This is a genomic window from Bacillus sp. AFS055030 (genome assembly GCF_002574545.1).
Classification (GTDB): Bacteria; Bacillota; Bacilli; order Bacillales; family Bacillaceae_G; genus Gottfriedia.
Genome location: NZ_NUGT01000031.1, coordinates 114,772 through 134,614 on the forward strand (window position 1 = coordinate 114,772; position 19,843 = coordinate 134,614).

14 protein-coding genes are annotated in these 19,843 nt (G+C 31.9%); 3 read left to right on the plus strand and 11 right to left on the minus strand.

All coding sequences use genetic code 11. The features are described from left to right. Window positions 1-18 precede the first annotated feature (18 nt). Window positions 19-939: a glycine-rich domain-containing protein gene (locus CN925_RS13280; RefSeq protein WP_098846701.1), complete on the plus strand. Its 921-nt coding sequence runs from the start codon at window positions 19-21 to the stop codon at window positions 937-939. A 114-nt stretch (window positions 940-1,053) separates the two neighbouring features. On the opposite strand, the gene abc-f is transcribed toward CN925_RS13280, so the two are convergent. The 6 genes from abc-f to CN925_RS13305 form a co-directional block, all read right to left on the minus strand. Next, entirely contained in the window at window positions 1,054-2,967 is a 1,914-nt protein-coding gene (gene abc-f / locus CN925_RS13285) for a ribosomal protection-like ABC-F family protein (RefSeq protein ID WP_098846702.1), read from the minus strand. A 603-nt stretch (window positions 2,968-3,570) separates the two neighbouring features. Next, window positions 3,571-4,281: an SIMPL domain-containing protein gene (locus tag CN925_RS13290; RefSeq protein WP_098846703.1), complete on the minus strand. Its 711-nt coding sequence runs from the start codon at window positions 4,279-4,281 to the stop codon at window positions 3,571-3,573. Between the two features lie 514 nt (window positions 4,282-4,795). Beyond that, the gene (locus CN925_RS13295) at window positions 4,796-5,347 is read right to left on the minus strand and encodes a hypothetical protein (RefSeq protein ID WP_098846704.1); all 552 of its coding nucleotides are present in this window, start codon (window positions 5,345-5,347) and stop codon (window positions 4,796-4,798) included. After that, the gene (locus CN925_RS21340) at window positions 5,316-5,486 is read right to left on the minus strand and encodes a hypothetical protein (RefSeq protein ID WP_180232952.1); all 171 of its coding nucleotides are present in this window, start codon (window positions 5,484-5,486) and stop codon (window positions 5,316-5,318) included. The genes CN925_RS13295 and CN925_RS21340 overlap by 32 nt, the downstream gene beginning before the upstream one ends. Before the next feature lie 90 nt (window positions 5,487-5,576). Beyond that, the gene (locus CN925_RS13300; protein WP_098846705.1) at window positions 5,577-6,251 is read right to left on the minus strand and encodes a hypothetical protein; all 675 of its coding nucleotides are present in this window, start codon (window positions 6,249-6,251) and stop codon (window positions 5,577-5,579) included. Window positions 6,252-6,295: 44 nt separating this feature from the next. Beyond that, complete coding sequence (locus tag CN925_RS13305; RefSeq protein ID WP_098846706.1) at window positions 6,296-6,574, minus strand: hypothetical protein; 279 nt, start codon at window positions 6,572-6,574, stop codon at window positions 6,296-6,298. 1,332 nt (window positions 6,575-7,906) lie between these two features. On the opposite strand from CN925_RS13305, the gene CN925_RS13310 reads away from it, so the two are divergent. Next, entirely contained in the window at window positions 7,907-8,512 is a 606-nt protein-coding gene (locus tag CN925_RS13310) for a recombinase family protein (protein ID WP_098846720.1), read from the plus strand. A gap of 421 nt (window positions 8,513-8,933) precedes the next feature. Here the strand turns inward: CN925_RS13310 and CN925_RS13315 are convergent, their stop codons facing one another. Next, window positions 8,934-9,410, minus strand: a complete 477-nt coding sequence (locus CN925_RS13315; protein ID WP_098846707.1) for a hypothetical protein — start codon at window positions 9,408-9,410, stop codon at window positions 8,934-8,936. Window positions 9,411-9,425: 15 nt separating this feature from the next. Further along, complete coding sequence (locus tag CN925_RS13320; protein ID WP_180232953.1) at window positions 9,426-16,304, minus strand: DNRLRE domain-containing protein; 6,879 nt, start codon at window positions 16,302-16,304, stop codon at window positions 9,426-9,428. A gap of 357 nt (window positions 16,305-16,661) precedes the next feature. Between CN925_RS13320 and CN925_RS21600 the strand changes: the two genes are divergently transcribed. Continuing rightward, window positions 16,662-16,877, plus strand: coding sequence for a hypothetical protein (locus CN925_RS21600; protein ID WP_286138345.1), 216 nt, complete (start codon window positions 16,662-16,664; stop codon window positions 16,875-16,877). Between the two features lie 523 nt (window positions 16,878-17,400). Here CN925_RS21600 and CN925_RS21345 read toward each other — a convergent pair. The 3 genes from CN925_RS21345 to CN925_RS13340 all read right to left on the minus strand — a co-directional run bounded on the left by CN925_RS21345 (window position 17,401) and on the right by CN925_RS13340 (window position 19,764). Next, window positions 17,401-17,559, minus strand: a complete 159-nt coding sequence (locus CN925_RS21345; RefSeq protein ID WP_180232954.1) for a peptidoglycan-binding domain-containing protein — start codon at window positions 17,557-17,559, stop codon at window positions 17,401-17,403. An 87-nt stretch (window positions 17,560-17,646) separates the two neighbouring features. Next, a complete protein-coding gene (gene murA / locus CN925_RS13335; RefSeq protein ID WP_098846710.1) occupies window positions 17,647-18,945 on the minus strand; it encodes a UDP-N-acetylglucosamine 1-carboxyvinyltransferase in 1,299 nt (432 codons plus the stop codon). 93 nt (window positions 18,946-19,038) lie between these two features. After that, window positions 19,039-19,764, minus strand: coding sequence for a polysaccharide deacetylase family protein (locus CN925_RS13340; protein ID WP_098846711.1), 726 nt, complete (start codon window positions 19,762-19,764; stop codon window positions 19,039-19,041). Window positions 19,765-19,843: the final 79 nt, after the last annotated feature.

Sequence of the window (19,843 nt, forward strand, 5' to 3'; positions counted from 1 at the left end):
AAGTAAAAGGACGTTTATATGAAAAAAATATTCGGTAGATTTTTTAAAAAGAATTTTAAAAATGATAATGAATTCTATAACAATCTTTATGATCAGTTTAATACAAACGAATTAATGTTAAATTCAAACCTCGCTGATTTATCGTTAGTTTCTAAATTAGAAAACGCATGGAAAATGGATTTCCTTGTTCATGTTAAAGAAAGAGTAATGGAAAAGGAAGATTGGAGCGATAAAAAGTATTCTTTTATTGAGAAAGAATTAAAGCGCTTCTTCTTAATGGCAGCAATCTTTGAAAACGTTCCAATGTACAGTCAAGATGTAGATAAAATCTGGCACGAAATGATTTTATTTACGAAAAGTTATCAAAACTTTTGCAAGACTTTTTGTGGTGAAATGATTCATCATGAACCAACTATTCAAAAAGCTGAAGTCGATGGAAATGATGATCGAGCTGTTTACAATTTGTTATATAATACTTTGTTTGAAACAACTTCTGTTAATACCCATATTTTAGGAAATTTAGTTGTTAATTTTAAAAATAATAAGGTTCAAGAATATTTATCGAGCAAAACTATTCAAACAAAACGTTTCATATCTCATTTAAACTCACAAACCAAAAATAAGATTTTAAATGAGTTTGCTAGCATTCAAAAAAATTTAGTCGAAAAAGAAAATGAAGATGCAAGAAATAAGCACGATCAAAAATCATTCCCAAGATCTACAAATCGTTCAGCTTCTAGTAAAAAATCAGATGATGACCAGATCAGTTCGACATTTTTAGCTACAAATACTTTTTTTGCAATAAATGAAAGTTCAAATGACAGTAATCATCACCATAACTCGCATAATTCATGCTCTAGTTCGACCCATTCCACATGTTCTAGTAGTTCTCACTCTTCATGTTCTAGTTCGAGTTGCTCAAGTGGTTGTTCAAGTTAATTACTTATTTGAAAAAATAATCCACCAAGAAGACAATTAGCCAAATCAAAGGCTTTCTGACTCCTTGGTGGAGTAGTAAATTAACATAAAGTTATCGATGATTATCTTGAGTACTTACAACGCTAACCAAAATTCCATTAGCGATTCTAAATCTTTATCTAATTCAATTTTCCTGCAATATAAATCATTCAGCTTATTGTAATCTTCCTCTCTATTCATCGCTAGATCAATCTCATTAATATCCTTTTCAAGTCGTTCAATTTTTTCTAGAGCTTCAGCTTTAATTGATTCATGATCAGCATTAATTTTAACTTTTTTCCGAATTCCTTTTTTTTCAACCCGTTCTTTCGTTTCTTTTAAACGATTTTCTTCTTTTATACTTTTATAATCATCATAATTGCCAAGATAGCTTTTAAATTCATAATCCTCAATAGCGATTACTCGTTGACTCATTTTATTAATAAAATATCTGTCATGGGAAATAAAGAAAATTGTGCCTTTAAAATCATCAAGTGCCTCTTCAAGCGTTTCGATTGAATCAATATCAAGATGATTTGTAGGTTCATCAAGAATTAACAAATTGATATCTTTGAATAATAACATACCTAATTTCAGCCTAATTCTCTCTCCACCTGATAAGAATTTTACTTTTTTAAATACACTTTGTTTATAAAACATAAATTTTGAAAGATATTCCCTTGCTTTGCCTTCTGGTATCGAGATATCCTCTCTAAAACATTCAAGTACTGTCATTTCTTCGTTATTAAAGTTTATTTTCTGAGGTAAATATGCACTCAGCACATTTGCACCTAGTTTTACCACACCATTATCTGATTTTTCTTCACTTAATAGCATCTTTAAGAAAGTAGTTTTTCCACTTCCATTAGGACCGATAAGACCAACTCTTTCCCCATAATTAACCAATAAATCCGCATCTTTAAATAGCAATTTTTCTTCATAAGATTTCGAAATCGCCATTGCTTTAATTGTTTCATTTCCAGATCGTTTGGATCCCTTAAATTCTAATTTCATATTTTCTTTTTCAAAAACTGGTTTTTCAATTCTATTTAACTTATCAAGTTTTTTCTGTATACTTGCAGCTCTTTTAAAAAATTTGTTATTATCAGCCCGCATTGCCCAATCTCTCAAATTGGTTACCGTATTTTCCATCGATTTTATCTTTTTTTGTTGTTCTTTAAAATGTTCAAATTGAATCTGTAAGTTTTTTTCTTTTTGCTCTACAAAAGATGAATAATTACCCTTATACGTAACTGATTCCATTTCTTCAATTTCTACAATTTTTGTTACGACTTTATCTAAAAAATATCGATCATGGGAAACAATCAAGACAATTCCTTTATAATTTTTTAGAAAGTCTTCTAACCATTCAACTGAGTCCATATCTAGATGATTTGTAGGTTCATCAAGTAATAATATATCCGGGCTATTGATTAAAAGTTTACCAAGTAATACAGTCGTTTTTTCACCACCACTTAACAAATCAAACTCTCTGTTTAAAAAACTTTCTTCAAATTTAAGTCCCGTACAAACCTTTCCTAATTTTTCTTCTCTTTCGTATCCACCTTTTACTTCAAATAATTGTACTAATTCGCTATATTTTAACATTGCTTTTTCTAGTGCTCTGTTTTCTAGCACTTTCATTTGTTCTTCTAAGTCACGCATTTGATTTTCTAATTGAATCACTTCATCAAAAGCCATATTTAAAACATCAATTACTTTTAAGCCAGTAGGGTAGACTGGCGTTTGTTCTAAATATGCAGTTGTGAGTCCTTTTGGAATGAAACTAATTAACCCTTCATCATATCCATAGCTAGAAGTTTGAGGATAACCAGGATAATAATGCATCGGCACAATTCCAGCTATACTCTTCAGAATGGTACTTTTACCACTCCCATTGATTCCAATAATACCGATTTTATCACCTTCATAAGCTTCAAATGTTATATTTTTAAGCACTAAAGTTGCATCCATATATTTTTTAAGACCATTTATTTTTAATTCGAACATAAAATTTCCTTCTTTCATCCATAAATTTCGTTATACATATATGGACAAGGTAAAGAAGTGAACTTACGATTTAATTATTAAAATACGACTCATATTTTTTAATTTTGTTAAGAGGAACAAAAGCCAAATAAAAAAGACTATAAGAAGAAAGTATCTTCTCACAGTCTAATAAACTTGGTAATTGATCATTTATTTAGAGCAATTTAATCATACAATTTCTTATATGAGCCCCATCAGCTAAAACAAATATCTGATGGAATACTAAAAAAATTATCTAGTATTCAATAAATAATCATCTCGTTATCAGTAAAGTAAGTTACCTTCTAATTTGCCTTAAATTCCATAAGAGCATAACAAATAAACCTAACCATTAGGCAATTTTTAACTCATTAGGAAAACATATTAATTTAAATTAAATTAATATTAGCAATTAGTTGGCATCATAAACTTACTTTCCTCCTTCGAAATTTTCTATATTATCCCATTTTTTTGATTTTTTGTAAATACCTTCAGCATTTTTTTCTTTCTTATTACCAAATAATTCAAAAAAGTTCGTTCTGTATAATCTTGGCATGTATTTTTATATAAATCCGTAATTTATCATTAGTAACTTACATAATTAAACATTCCCTGCACTGAAGCGGTAATTTTAATTTGCCCCTCTTGAATAGGAGTTGTTTGGCCACTGAATGCAGCTGCAGTCATAGTTAATGATGACATCGGACGTACAATTTGAATCCCTTCTTCAACCAACCAAATTGGAATGTTATTAATTGATAAACCTAGAGATTTTGCGATGTTTTCTGCATTCATTTTTGCATTTAAAGTAGCCTTTTGTAGTGCCTCTTTGTAATACGGTTCGGGATTTGATACTTCGAATGTCAGATTCCTAACTTCATTTGCTCCATTTTCAACTGCAACATCAATCACTTTCCCAACATTTGCAAGATCCTTCACGATTACTTTGAAAATATGACTCACCCGATATCCCTTAAAAATTTGCTGTGAATCTTGGTAATCAACAATTCGATCGATTGTATATGAATTCGTTTCAATTTCATCTTGTTTAATTCCTATACCTTTTAATGCTTCTATTATTTTATTCGAAATATTTGCATTCTCTGTCTGCGCTGTTTGTACTTTCATATCTTCAACTACAGATCCTAATAATACAAATGACTGGTCGGGCTTGACTGATACTTCACCTTTTCCTGTTGCTTTAATCGTATAATTAGCATTAATATTCCGTGATCGGAAAGCACTTTGATATTGAGGCGTTGAATAATAATTATTTAATGGATAAATCTTCCTCACATCCTTTTAAGATGAATAACATTGTATTTATGCCCATTTATTTTATGTATTGAAGGCTTTTTCTGTGAGAGATTCTTTTAATATAAATTAATTTTATTTCGGGATGTTTTTGTTTGGAATTATTATGATAAAGGGAATAGACCCTCCTCTTTTACCTTCGTAAACAGTACAAGACCTCGCTCATACTTCGTAAGATATGCCCGAGGTCTTGTACTACTGGGTGCAGTCGGAGGATCTGAAATAAATTATTATATTTTTCACCAAAACTTCCACCATTTTTTTTTAGAGGATGTAGTTGCTGCTGTTTCAATTTGTGCTTGTTGTAACTATGAAAGGATTAGTTTAAGCTTAATCCGAGGCGTCTGTTTTATCTAGGTGTGCAATATCTACCGCTTACAGATACCTTCTAATAATTCTACACAAATTTATATTTCCACTTAATTGATAAAAGCCACTATTCGTATAATTTTTTTTACTATGCTGGAAGTTACTCACAATGAGAACTTAATCTACATTAGAATTTATATCCATAAGCCTTCAGCATAATTTTTGTATTTTCAATATTTGTCTGTACAATGTTATCAAGGAATTTAGTATCACTTGTTTCAATTGCATTTTTAAATCTATTTAATTTTTGAAGTTTATCATTTAAAAAATGTTGAAATTTATCTTCACTATCAAATTCACTTCTATATGTCTCTGTAAGTGCCATTATGTTTTGTTTTCTGTATGCTTCAATTACTTTTAAAGCCCCTGAATAATTTCTTAATTTTAAATAGATGTAAAGTTTATTTCGACTAAGTAATCTAACTTCTCCGTACTCTTGTATTTCCCTTTCCTCTTCAAAATGTAAAAAATCTTTTTCAGTTTGTACATAATCAAAAATTGGTAATATTTCTTTTTTAAACTGTCGAATGCATTTTTCTAGTTCATTTTTAATACTTTGTATACTCTTCGGGTTATATCGAAATTCACCAGACTGATAATCTCCGAAATCATATAATCTATAATATCCTTCTTTTAAGAGACCCTTATCATTTACTGTCTGTTGTAGTGCTAATATCAACAGGATCCATATTAGTTTCATCTTGAACATATTGAAGTTGATAATGATCGAAATTGTTGTCGGTCGCTGTTCCACTTATCTCAAGATTACTAGTTGTATCCGTCTTTAGGCTAATTGGTTTCAATTCTGCTTTTGGCATTGTTTCGTCTAAGTATATGGTCTTATAACCTAAATCACTACTATTTCCATATTCGCCAGCTAGTCTTACATAAACGTTTTTTAGACCGTCTCAAGGTGGTGTTCTCCATGTTAGACCTTCACTCGATAAGCCTACATATGGTTCGTAATTGATACTATCAAAAGAAACAGATTCATAAATCGTACCACTATAACCATTTGTAATAGTTGTTTCAATATGTATATCTCGAGAGTTAGTAAAACTAGCTCCATTATTTATTGTAAAATATCCGGTAGGAGCGACAGTTAATGGTGATACCGATGGAGTATCTGCGTTCTGAGTCGTTGTACTTGCATCATTATCTGTTTTTTTAACAGCAACGGCTTGTTCAACATTTATACTGATTTTATCTGAATTTCTGACCATGTGCCACTTCGTAGTTTTGGTGGTCTCCGTTTTTCCAGAGTAAAATGGTAAACCAAACGTTTTCGATTCATTGGTCTTTATATGATCACCAGTATCTAATTGAAATTCATCAGTCCCAGTAAAATAATCTTTTTCGGAACTGGCTAGACGATATCCTTTTTCTTTTGTCCAACTTTCAAGACCATCGTTTTTAACTGTAATCGACACAGTTTGATGGCTATCAATATCCATAGATTCCGGAATTTTACTTGACACTAGGGATGCGGAGTAAACTTTTCGAGCAAATGCGCTATCTGTTGCAATTTCAGTTGATTCTCCAAGCTTATTGATACCTGAAATAGACAGATAGTAAGTTAACATTGCAGGCACAGACTTATAATATTTAAATTGACTAGCGTCTGATACTACAGTGTTAACAATCTCTGCCCCTCCTGGTTTAAGACCAATTTTAATACGTTAGTAAATTCTGAATTTGGCTCCCAAGAGACAACCAGTTTATCTGCATTGAAATCGTTTGGATGATCAGCATCATAACGCTGAATTTTTGCATTTTCAATTTGAACTGGTGTTGCTGCTTTGATGATTCCAGTGAATTCTTGAATTGGTATTGTACAAATTAAAAGTGCAAAAGCGATCAAAATGAAAAAACTTCTTCTTAACAATGGATTTCTCCAAATCTTCATTTACTACATTCTCCCCTATAATTAAAAGATTTTAGCCATTTGTAAAGCTTCTGTAGTAATACGGTTTTATGAGGCATGGCAAATCTCAAAAAAGGTTCCAAATAAATAGAAACGGTATGTTCCAGAATGTAAAATTAGGAAGCTAAGGTATGCTACCAAAGGAACTAGTCGATATCTAATGTCAAGAAATCTTTCACGAAATAGTTTATTCACATCAAAGCACGTATTATAAGGAACTATTCGTTTAACTTGATATCAGGCTTTAATAAAAGTCATGAGCTAAAATTTAGGTACCCAGGGTCACCTATTTCTTCTTGACTTTATGCTTTCACCGTTAATCTAATCTATTGATCTAGTATTAAATAATTTTACTTTAAAGATCGTAGTTGCTATTTTGTAATTATCTTTATATTTAGAATATTACTACAAATAATCATAACTTTATTATAATTTAGGTATTAAGTGTAGTAAATTGGGGCATTTTTCGTATTAAGCATGAAAAAAAGTGCATTATTTTGATGTTTCTATATTTTACTATTCCATTTTTTGCTATTATTTGTTGAGTTTATATGCAGATATAATTTGGGGAAATTTGCAATAATTTATATAAAATTTTAGTGAATTATTAGGATTTTACGTAATAATGTGTTCATCTAATAAAATCCTCGGAACTGTTCCTAAGTCCTCTAATATCTTAGTTTAACTAAGCTTAAAACTTTCTCTATTTTTTATTACGGTTCACCACTATAATCGTAATTCTTCCACAATTTAGCGATTGTTGAGGAGTCTCGTGTAATTAGAATATTCAAGTTTGATTATAATATGGGTTTGTGGTTCCAAACTATCCTGCCATTTAATTTAAGAGAAAATATTCGCATTCCATATCAAATAGATCTCTATTCCTAAGATTTAAATTTGATACTTTCCACAAGTCTCTAACAGATTTTCTTAACTTACCGGCAACATAAGAAGAGATTGATAAAAACAGGTCTTCCATTAATTCTCCAGTTTACTCATATCTCGAAAATAGCCTTTAAAGGGTACTAGAAATATTTCTAAGCTATTGTTGATGAGGACACCATCATTCTTATTATTCTATCTGCATTTTAATTCCATAAAAAATTAATAACCTAGAATCTTAGCATCTAACTAATTATATAATAGTTCGTAAAAGTACACTTAAACAAACGCTTGTAAAATACTTATAATCTATTAAAATATTAGTTCGTTATTATATAAAAATGAATTTGCGGACGTTCGATGAAATCTTATAGATTTACGAACGTAATTTGGTATAATTTAGGTATCAAATTGGAAAAAGGAATGAAAATAATGGATAGTCGGAAATTTGGATACATTCGAGTAAGTAGTAAGGATCAAAATGAACAAAGACAATTAGATTCCATGAAACAACATGGTATAGATGAGCGTGATCTTTTTATTGATCAACAAAGTGGTAAAAATTTTTACCGAGAACAATATCAATTGTTGAAACGGATTCTAAGAAAAGGAGACATCCTTTATATCCATTCCCTCGATCGATTCGGAAGAAATAAAGAAGGCATTTTGGAGGAATGGAACGACATAACGAAAAATATTCAAGCTGACATTGTCGTCTTGGATATGCCATTGTTAGATACGACTCAATATAAAGATAGTTTAGGTACATTTATCGCAGATCTTGTTTTGCAAATCTTATCTTGGATGGCTGAAGAGGAACGGGAAAGGATTCGTAAGCGTCAACGAGAGGGAATTGATGCAGCTCTACGAAATGGGGTTAAATTCGGGAGACCAACTATACAACTTGGTGAAGAATTTGAAACTGTATATAAACGATGGAAGTCAAAAGAAATAACAGGGGTTGCTGCAATGAAGGGATTAGGGATGAAGAAAACTACATTTTATAAATTTATAAAACAGTACGAGGAAAGGGTCTAATAGATGATATATAAACTGTAAAAGAGTATGAGGAAATCACTAATAAATTACATATTTTAAATGGAAGAAACTAGTCACAATATAATCAATTTTTTTCTATTTTGAAAATTGCGAGTTGCCTAATAGGTCTTTTTTGAAAATAGATGGCAGTTTATTAAATGAAAAACGAAACGGCTCCATTTTGTTATCGTAGGTTGCACTTGGCAAGAATGTAGTTAAAAATTCTGCTAAGACCAAATGTAGTACTAAACAAAAGGAGCCGTTTTACATGAAAATAATCTTTATTGAATCGTCTAACAAAAATTTTTTTCAGTCATTCACGTTGTTATTATGTGAAAATTCAATTTTTTCTTAAGTAAAATCATACATATGATTTTTTATCCTCTCCACCTTCAACTTTTACTTTTCCCTACTTTTTAAATTAAGGGTGATCTCGAGTCTCACTGTATTCATCTTTTATATAGTAAGAATAGTTAGTTGCCTGTCTTTCCCGGCCAATGTCTGTTAATGAAATGTCATTGATCCACTGAAAATAATGTGTTAATTCATGGGCAATTGTTATTATATAAGCTGTTAACGCCTTACTTTTCCCCCATTTTTTTAATAAATCTTCATAATCTCCAGTCGCAATACGGATATACGGCTCAACATTTCTATCAAATGGCTCAAAAAATGTTCCTACAACTATATCCCCATCTAAAGCTTTTATTCTTCTATGCGATTTTATATAAATAGGAATTCGGACAGGAAAATAATATTCTCTTCTTAACCACTTGCAAAATTCTTTTATAGCTCTTCTAACTTCCACATCAACTTCTTTATCAAACTTTAAACGCAGACCGCGGCGACAGTTAACACTATAATATTTAGTCCAATTATCTAAAGTCCATATATGCATTCTTCTTCATCCCTTTTAGTGCTTTCTATGATCTCTATTAGGTGTATGTTTCTTAGGCTTTGGTGGTCCATGGCGTTTATTAGACCTATTTTCAAAATCCTTTGATTTTCTAGCTTTTGTCTTATTCTCTCGTCCCTGCTTTTTCTGTCCAGGTCTTGCATGTGGATCAGGATTTTTTTCTTTTTTTGCCTTTTTTGCTTTACTTGCCGTAATTTTATGTCCAACGTAGATTCCTCCACCAACTGCAATAGAAGTACCTACAACAGCACCTGCACCACCTGGTGCATCTAAGTAACCGATAGACGCTTGGTATTCACCATCCGTATCAATATATTGTATAGGATTATTACTTACATATGTGTATCCATTTTGAGTAAGAGAATCATCTTCATCCCCGGGTTCCGGATCAAGAGATAAGAATACTCCAGTTTCAGGTTGATAATATCTAGCAATCAAGTAATATAACTTTGTTTCTTTATCATACATATAACCTGCATAGCCAAATGGATTATCATTAGCCAAACCCTGAGCATCTGATTTTACTACATTTCCCCATGCATCATATTCATATGATGCAACAATTTGGCCCGTCTGATCAGTTAATGAAATAACGTCTCCATGTGCATTGTAATGGTAATAAAATAGTTGTCCTTGTGTTTTCATCGCTAGACGTTGACCATTAGCTGAATAGATATAGGATCGTAACACGGCCCCCGTATTATCAGTTTCATATAATACGTGGATACTATCTCCATCATAAAAATACTTAGTTGTTACACCATCAACCGTCTTCTCAATCCTACGACCTTGCTCATCATAACTATATGTCGTAAATGGATTACTTTCTCCGTTTTTCGTAATTGAAATTAGTTGGCCTAATGGATTCCACTTGTAATGATAATCTCCATCATCTGTTCGATTACCATCAGAATCATACTGAATTGGGTCATTACCATATTCAGTTAATTGATTTTCATTATTAAATTGGGAGTTTGTTTCAGTTATTACACCATCTTTAGTTACTTTCATATTTGTACGGTTACCAAAGCCGTCATAACTATAAACCTTTTTTGTTCCATCTGGAAGTTCTTCAGATGTTAATTGATTCAAAGAATCATATGCGTAAACAACTTGGCTGCTTGGTAAATTTACTTTTGTACGATTACCATTTTTATCGTACTCATATGATTCATCTAAAAGAATTGAACCATTATCTAATTGAATTCGCTCTGTATCAATTAAATTTCTATTATTATATTGATATGATGTATTCGAATTATTACCTGCGGTATAGGAACGCAAGTTTCCAAATTCATCATAATTAAATAAAAAGTTCTTGCCACTATTTGAAACAGTTGAATTTTGATTCATATTATTATACGAATAACTTGTTGACTCAGATATTGGCCCTTGGTTAAAAGTTGTGCTTATTAATTTATCTGAATCAGATGGATACAACCACGTTTGGACCGAGCTTGCCGTTCCTTGCGTTATGGTTTTTTTAGTAATACGGTTGTTAGTGTCGATTACATCGTTTGTAGTTGTTCGATTTAACTGAGCATCGACAACTTTTGTTTGATTTCCATTTCCATCGTACGTAAAATCATAATAGTTTATATGGTTGTAAGCAAATGAAGTTATGCGATCTGAACCATCATAAGTATTTGAAATCGTTGTACCACTTGGCAAAGTTGATTCAATTAATCGTCCATTATCATCGTACTTATTTGTTGTAATATCATTTAGAGGTCCGGTTATTTTTATTAAATTACCATTGTCATCATAGTCAAAATGGTAGGTCTGATTAAGATTATCTATTTTACTATTAATTGTTTTACTTGTTTGTAAACCTGACTTATATTTATAATCGATAGTTGTATCATTTGCAAGTGTGACTTTATCTAGTTGATCTGCATTATCATAATGGAATTGTTTCACATTTTGATTCGCATCTGTTTCCTTTGTTTTATTTCCAAACGTGTCATATTCAAATTTAGTTGAATAATTTGCTTGGTCAGTCGTTTGAATTAAGTAATTACTATCAGTATCATAGCTAGATATTGTTTTATTTTTTCCTTTTATAATGCGAATACCATCAAACCATGCTGTACCTGTAAAGTTCCCTCCAAAAACAACTGACACATCAATTGTATTGATTACTTTTGTTGCTGTTGCTGGGATATCTGCATATGCTCGATTCCATTCTTTTGTTCCATCTAAAAAGTTCGCAGTAATAGTTGTGTTTGTTCCATCTGTGTAATTAATGACTGCTTTTAATGCATATTTAGTCGGATCTTTCGTGCCACCAATTGGAATAACAACATTTGTTGCTTTAGACAATCCCGTTAAAGTTAGATCAATAGGTTGATCATCTGGTTTTTGTCCAATTAAAACCGTTTGTTTATACTCATTTGTAGGAGCTGTTGAACTTGAACGAACGATTTTTAATGAATTTGATGAATCAAACTGTTCAGTTGAATCAACAGTACCACCACTACCTGTCCAGGATGTAAGTGAGTTTTCAAACCCTCCATTTTCAATTGGGTTAAAGTTAGATTGAAACTCTGCCTTTTCTAATTGAACAGAATCAAACCACACATCACCTTTACCATCAATAGAGTTATGATCTACTTCTAGTTTAACTTGAACTTTCGTTGTGCCAGCTGGCGTTTTAAAAGAAAAAGGTCTATTAATCCAATCTTGTTTTCCAGAAACATTAATTGTTCCAATTGTAGTTCCAATGCTTGTACCACTAGCATTAAAAAACTGGAATCGATAGATGGCTTTCACATTCGATAAATCTGACTTAATATCTGAACTCAAAGTATAATTCGTATTTTCTTTGATGTTTGAAATCGTTTGGTACAAATATAGATATCCGGATGAACTTGATGTTGATTGTGGAGAAAATTTGATTGATTTATTTCCACTAATTCCGTTTTTCCCGATTGAATCGATACTAATTGTACCAGTATCATTTACAGGAGTGACGATTTTAGTCCAACCTGTCAAATCATTTTGGAAGCTACCATTGGTTAATAAATTTGTTGCTGCACTTAAACTATTACTAGTTTCGATAGCATTCCCATAGTTATCATATTTAGTATAGGATGCAATAGCATTTGTAATATCATTATCCGATATAGCATTTATTCCATCATAAACTGTAGTCGATTCTTTTGACTCTGTATCTGTATAAGAAGTTTCATTATTTAAATCATCATAATCAAAATCTTCTGTACCATAATGAGATGTAGCTGTATCTGTATTACCGTTCGAATCATATGAAAAGGATTCAGTTGGCGATTTATTAACATCATTTGGATCATATGATTCTTTCAATCTATTACCTTCATAGTAATATGTACTTGTCGTATTTTTTCCGCCAACATCTTCTTTTATTCTAGTCGGATTGGCATCTGCATTGTACCAATACTGATTGATTTTATCATTTGGGAATTGAACTTTTACATAATTCCCATCTGAATCAGTATCATAAGTTAATTGATAAATCTTATCCATTGGATCAGTTATGGAAGTTACTTGATCATCTTGATATACAATATTGATAGTTGGCGAATTTGTTGAAATAACCGGTAATGATACTTTTGTCATTTTATTTTCAGTATCATACTCGTATTGAGTTGTTTCATTATTTGTATTGGTTACTTTTGACAGCAACATTCCACTATACTCATAATTGATTGTACGACTCGAAAATATACTTAACTGATTGATATGTCCTTCAACATTATATTGGATATCTACCACTTTTCGATTTGACGCATCAGATATTGATGTCAATTGATTATTAGTGTAATTAAATGTTGTTTTAAGATGATTTCCATCTTCTATACTTTTAATCTGACCAGTCGTCTTATCGAAAGTCTTTGTTATTTGACTATTATCTTTAAGTGTAAGTTCTGAGCCATTATCTGTTAATGTTAAATCAACGCCTGTTGGTGGTTGATATACTCCTTTTGAATCTTTTTCAAATGTTAAAAGTGTGCCATCTTCATCTACATAATGAGCTTCATTATTTATTAATGTAATCGATTCATCTAAGTTACTATGCCAGCCTACTCCAAATAATCCATTGATTGTTGACTGACTATTATAAGTTCGTTCAATTGTGATGCCTGGTCCTTTTCCACCTAATGAAAAATCATTTTCACTTCTGATATAGTTACCAGTTGCAGTATTAACACTACCACCAGGTACATCCACATATGACCAATAGTCTTGAATACCGAGAAATGGTACTGCTTCTCCAATTACTGTTCTAAAATATGTTGTTGAATATACAGTTTCTCCTTGGGTATTATATGCACTTATCCTAAAGTAATAGTATGGACTAGTTGCATAAGTTGTCCCATTTTTTGCATACAGTTTAGATGGTTCGAGAGGTAATTCTACACCACCATAATTAGGATCATCCGGGTTAGTCGGATGATGTAAATTTTTCATGCCACCATCAATTTCCGATTGACTCGGCCAAATTCCTTTATTTTGTGTGGTCCAATTATCTACATCCCCTACATCATAGGATTCATAGTCTTTTCCATTGTAAACCCATACTTTATAACCTGTTGCTCCCGAAATCTTATCCCAACTCAAGTTTACGTATCCTGAGTTACTTTGACTTAAATTTGTATAAGCTCGTCCTGTTGGAGGACTAGGTACAGGGATTAGCGGAATGTATGAATAAGAAGCTGCAGGTTGCACCGTCTCACCATTAGCATTATATGGAACAATTTTTAATACGTAATATCTTGGTTTATAATTGGGATTTGCTTTTTGATAGACTATAGACGGATCTATTGCTAGTTCATCACCCGATTTTGTGTTATCTAAATGTAAATCATAACTTTCTGTCGGTTTTGGCCAATACTTTTTATCTTTAGTTGTCCATGATGTCACATTGCCGATATCTAATGATTCGAATGCTTTTCCGTTATACATTAAAAACTTGTAACCAGTTGCACCTGTCACAGGCTTCCAACTTAAATCAATATATCCGTTTGTTCCTCTAGTAAAACTATTAACAGAGGTCATTTCTGCAAATTTCAGATTTGGTATCGTCGGTTTAAAAGGTGGGTCAGATTGAGCACTTTCACCTAACGGATAGATAGCTTTTATTCGAAACCAATAATTTGTATTTGTAGGGTATTTATTTCCATTCTTTTTATATAAAGCTGATGGATCATTTGGTAGTTCTACTCCACCATCTGTACTGACATGATGCAATGTATAAATTCCACTTGCGATTTCTGATGGCGATGGCCAAATTTTCCTCCCTTTTGTACTCCAGCTTGTTACATTTCCAACAGAAAACTCATCATAATCATTCCCATTAAAAATTAGCACTTTATAACCAGTCGCACCTGGAACTGCATCCCAATTTAAATCAACGTATCCTGAATTGGTACTATCACCATATGAATAGGCATATCCAGTTGGTGAATCAGGTGTAGGAATAGTATAGTTAACGGATATGTATGGATTGTTATCAGAATTTGACGTTGAAATTATTTTTTTCCAATAAGATGATCCATTTCCGTTTTCATGTAATTTTAGACCATAATTAGTTAAAGAACCACTTAGCCAACTTTTTACTGTATTTGTAATATCGAAGTTGGCCCACTGACCCTCTCCTACAGTAGTAGTTGCTATATTTGTAGAACTAGGTTTCGTATCCCAAGTCACAGACGAGTTAATCCATGATCCCGTAATACGATCTAACCAAATACCTGTTGCACTGGAAGAAGCACTATGTTTTACGTATGCATTAAATGAAGCACTAGTAATCGTTAAACCAGTTAGATTTGCTGGTAACCCTTGGTTTAAAAATGCATAACAAGTACCGGTAGTACTATCATAATTACCAATTTTTAAGATATATGCACCTAGCCCAGAGTCCCATTTTGAAGACGTACTAGAATAATTTGTAGTTGGATAGGCGCTCATTACAAACGTATCTGATGAATCCGTTACAGAAGTTGTCGGATCAATAAATACTGGGAACACTCGTTCAGGACTTGCTAACCAATCTGGATCAGCATTTAACGTTAATTTATATCCACCATCTATTTCTTCGATATCGTAGCTCACTTTATCAGATGTAACTGCTTCTCCGGAACCTTCATTAATATTCGAATCCGACATAAATGGTTTTGGCAATTCAAAAATCTTCTTATCATCATCATCTTTCATTTGAATATTGCCATCTTCATCAATCGTCGCTTTTAAGTCAGTTTGAATATTAAAAGTAAAAATATGATAACCATCGTATAGGTGTAAAACTAAATCTTCTTTTGTATTTTGATTAAAGGTGTAGTTTTGTAAATCAATTTGAGGAAAAACACTTTCATGAACAATTTTGTTCGTATTCTCAACAAACCTGGCATCAACATCACTTGCGTTTAATGTTGTTTTATCTTCTCCCGCAGCCTGTAATATAGACAATGACAAAGAATGCCCTTTATATGAAAAATTAGCGTATTTGCCATTTGACATTGTTTTAAGGAATTCAGTATCGATCGCAGTATTTTCTGTTTTTATGATATTTGTAGTTGTATTATCTTTTACCAAATCTGGAGAAATTTCTTCGAAGTTTGTTTCTCCTGGTTCTTTCATATTTACAGGTTCAAAGTATACTTTTTCAGTGTATTTACCGTCGCCATTATAGAATGTTTTGGTATTAGCCGTACGCTCATCAATTAATTCTCCGACTTGTGGTTCAGTATCTTCAACCGAGTTTGTTTGAACTACTGTCTCATCAACTTTTTTCGTACTAGTTAATTCTTCACCAAATGCTTTTAATTGAATTGAACTAATAACTAAAACTGTTAACACAATCCTAATAAAGAAAAACCTTAGTGTATGTTTCTTCATGTGTATAGCCATCCTCTTATTCAATTTTGATATGTTCTAGATAGAAATTGACCTTTTTTTTCTGAATTCCATATTCCTTTCGTAATATTTTGAAAATAAATAAAATTATAAATTCATTGCATTTTTATTACAATATTTTTACTGTATATTATAAATTTTTAATACTATATCCAACTAATCAACTATAAATTTATTAGTCTTTAAACAACTCAATATTACTTTTTATTCATTTTTTCTTAACATTAAAAGATCCGAGTTATTCTCGCATTAATATCAATTTTTCTAATCAATAAAAAAGCTTGTAGCCAAGTGGAATTATCCTCTTTGTCTATCAAGCTAAAGGTCACTTATATTTGATTGTCTATATTAGATACTACTCAATATAAAGATTGTTTTGGTACCTTTATAGCAAATCTTGTTTTACAAATTCTTTCTTGGATGGCCGAAGAGGAGCGTGAAGGAGTCGATGCAGCACTTCAAAATGGTGTTACGTTTGGAAGACCAAAAGCAGAATTGAACGAAAATTTTATTGAAATTTACTCGATGGAAATCGGAGGAAATGACAGCCGTTAAAGCTATGAAAGAATCAGGTATAAAAAAACAACCTTTAACAAGCTTGTAAGAGAGTATGAAGAGATATTAAAACAACGCATATATATAAGAAGAAACTCGTCACCAAAATGAACATTCTCTTTTAATAATAAGGATTTTATTAGATCGATAAAGAATAATAGTAACATTTTCAATTACTTAAAAAACAAGAAGTATAATCTCTTAATTAAGTACTGAAATGTAATATTCCGGTAATTGGAATTTTGTTATAAGTTCAGTAAACAGTAGGTTAAAAAACATCTTTCTTAATTTGAATTTTATCTTAAAATGCGAGCTGATCGTTAAATCAGCTCAAGAACCTTTGGCATATCAGGTGTATTAGTTGCGTAGATGTTTCTAATTTGCAAATCAAAATTAGCATTCGTACCCTTTTAATATATTTTTCCTTTTCATACTTTAGATAAGGAAAAATGCGAGTGTTAATTAATAGTTAACACGTAGAATAATTTAGCCCATTTCATGGGGCCAACTTTCCCATCTACTGTTAGACATTATTCTTTTGAAAATCTTTCACTGCATTTTCAGTTGTTGGCCCAAATATCTTATCTGCTTTGATTTTTAATTTTTCTTGAACTAATCGCACACTATTATCTAAAGTACCTACTTTTAATATATGCCCTGGATAGACAGATGATTTAACCACAGAGGGGATATGCCAAATAGTATAAAAGTACCCGAACAATAGACCTTTTTTAAAGTGTCTTTTATTCGGGTTACAATTCAAAGTTATTTAATCAGAAACATATTCAATTTCTGCACCTAACTCATATAGTTTATTGACTAAATTCCCGTGTCCACGATGCAAATGTTCTAAACCACTTAAATAAGTAGTCCCTGTTGCAGCTATTCCGGCACAAACAAGACCGACTGCAGCACGAATATCCTTAGCTTCCACATGAGTTCCTTTTAAAGATCCTACCCCATTAATTCTAACAAGATTACTTTCCCTGTCTATCTCTATAAGAGCACCCATTTTCCTTAATTCTGCACAAATTGAAAATCTTCCATCAAAAACGGTATCTTTTATCACTGATTCACCTTGACAAATAGTTGCTAAACTAACTATTTGAGGTTGCATATCAGTAGATAGACCTGGGAATGGAGAAGCACTTATACAAATAGATTGCAGTTCTTTCGGGGTAAATACGCTTATCGAGTTTGTACCTATATACTTCAATTCAAGTCCGATCTCTTTCAACAGTGCTATTATTGTACCATTGTGCTCTGGAATGACACCATGGATAATTCCTTCTCCCCTTGTTACTGCAAAGGCAACGAGTAATGCCCCAGCTTCTAGACGATCCGGAATTACTTGGTGATTAACACCTTCTAAATTCTCAACGCCTTGAACGGTTATTTTTCTTGTTCCACTGACTTGAACATTCGCACCCATTTTATTCAAAAAAAGTATTAGATCAACAATTTCCGGGTCGATGGCAGCATTCTCTATTACTGTTGTACCAACAGCACGGCAGGCGGTAAGTATTGATTGAACTGTTGCACCAAAGCTTGGAAATCTTAAATTTATATTAGCCGCTTTAAGAGGTAATTCCTTTGCTTTAGCATATATGATTCCATTTTCTATAGTAGTATCTATACCGAGTGATTTTAAAGCACTAATATGTATGTCAATCGGACGGTCTCCAAAGTTATCCCCCCCAGGCAGAGAAATTTTAGCTTCTCCTAAAGTTGCTACAAGAGGTCCCAGAAAAAGAATTGAGTGACGTATCTTAGACATCAAGTTCTGACTAATGTGTCCGCTCTTTAAACTTGTGCTATCTATAGACAAAGAAGATCCTTCCCTAGAACTTATGATTCCAATTTCATCCATTATATCTATCATGACATCTACATCCGACACTAAAGGAACATTCTCTAAATTAGTTACTCCTCTAGTCGCCACACATGCTGCTGGAATTAAAAGTATTACAGAGTTCTTTGCACCATCAACAGTTGTTTCCCCTCGAAGCCGGTTTCCCCCATTTATTCTAATTGTCTTACTTGAAAGAAATTTATTTTCTACACTCATTTATCTCACACTCCTCATTAGTATACTTTAAGCACTACTTGCACTAATGAAAATTTTTATTATCAATCTCAGAAACTAACTAAAATTTAAAGTTTACTCGGCCATTTCTAAATCAATAGTCGAGCTCAATATTGACGACTTTTCGTCAATTAATACATTTATATTTGAAAAATAATCATACCCAAGTCTGGTCCATGAAAAAGGATGAACTAATAGTTGGAATTTGGGGTATAACTGTAATGATGCACTATCTGGATATCCATAGTCCCACCGATGCATGGAATCTGCAAAATATTTTACTCTAAGGTTTTCAAGATTATCCTCCTTATTCCTATATTCAAAAAAACGATCTTCATAGGCATTTATGAGACCATTCATCTTTAGATTTAACAATAAAACTTCTTTGGTAGGTCTATGGAAGGAAAATCTATCAATAGGTATATCAAGAAAATTTTGCATAACAGTAATGTCATCACTAATATATCTCTCTAGATATTTTATATTTTTAAGCATACCTAAATGAACATGTATCCCAATTTTATGTCCCATCTTAGCAATAGATTGTATCTTTTCAATGTTCTCTTTAGAAAATATATTATAGGCATTGTTTCTTATCTGGAAGAAGTAACTTGAGCATACACCGAGTTTATTTTCTAATTGAGCCAAAGCATGTGCCCTTTCAACTGAGAATTCTACATCATGCCGAATAATAGCAAAGTTATTTGTAAAATCATCAATATCGCTAAAATCAAGTACTTGATGTGTCTTCTTGATACGATTTATTATCTCTTTATATTCCTGGAAAGAGAATCTATTCATAGTTTACTTCCTCCTTTACTTTATGAATAATAAAAAATACTATCAACTCACTATCATTCTTGTAAAGATTGTACAAATT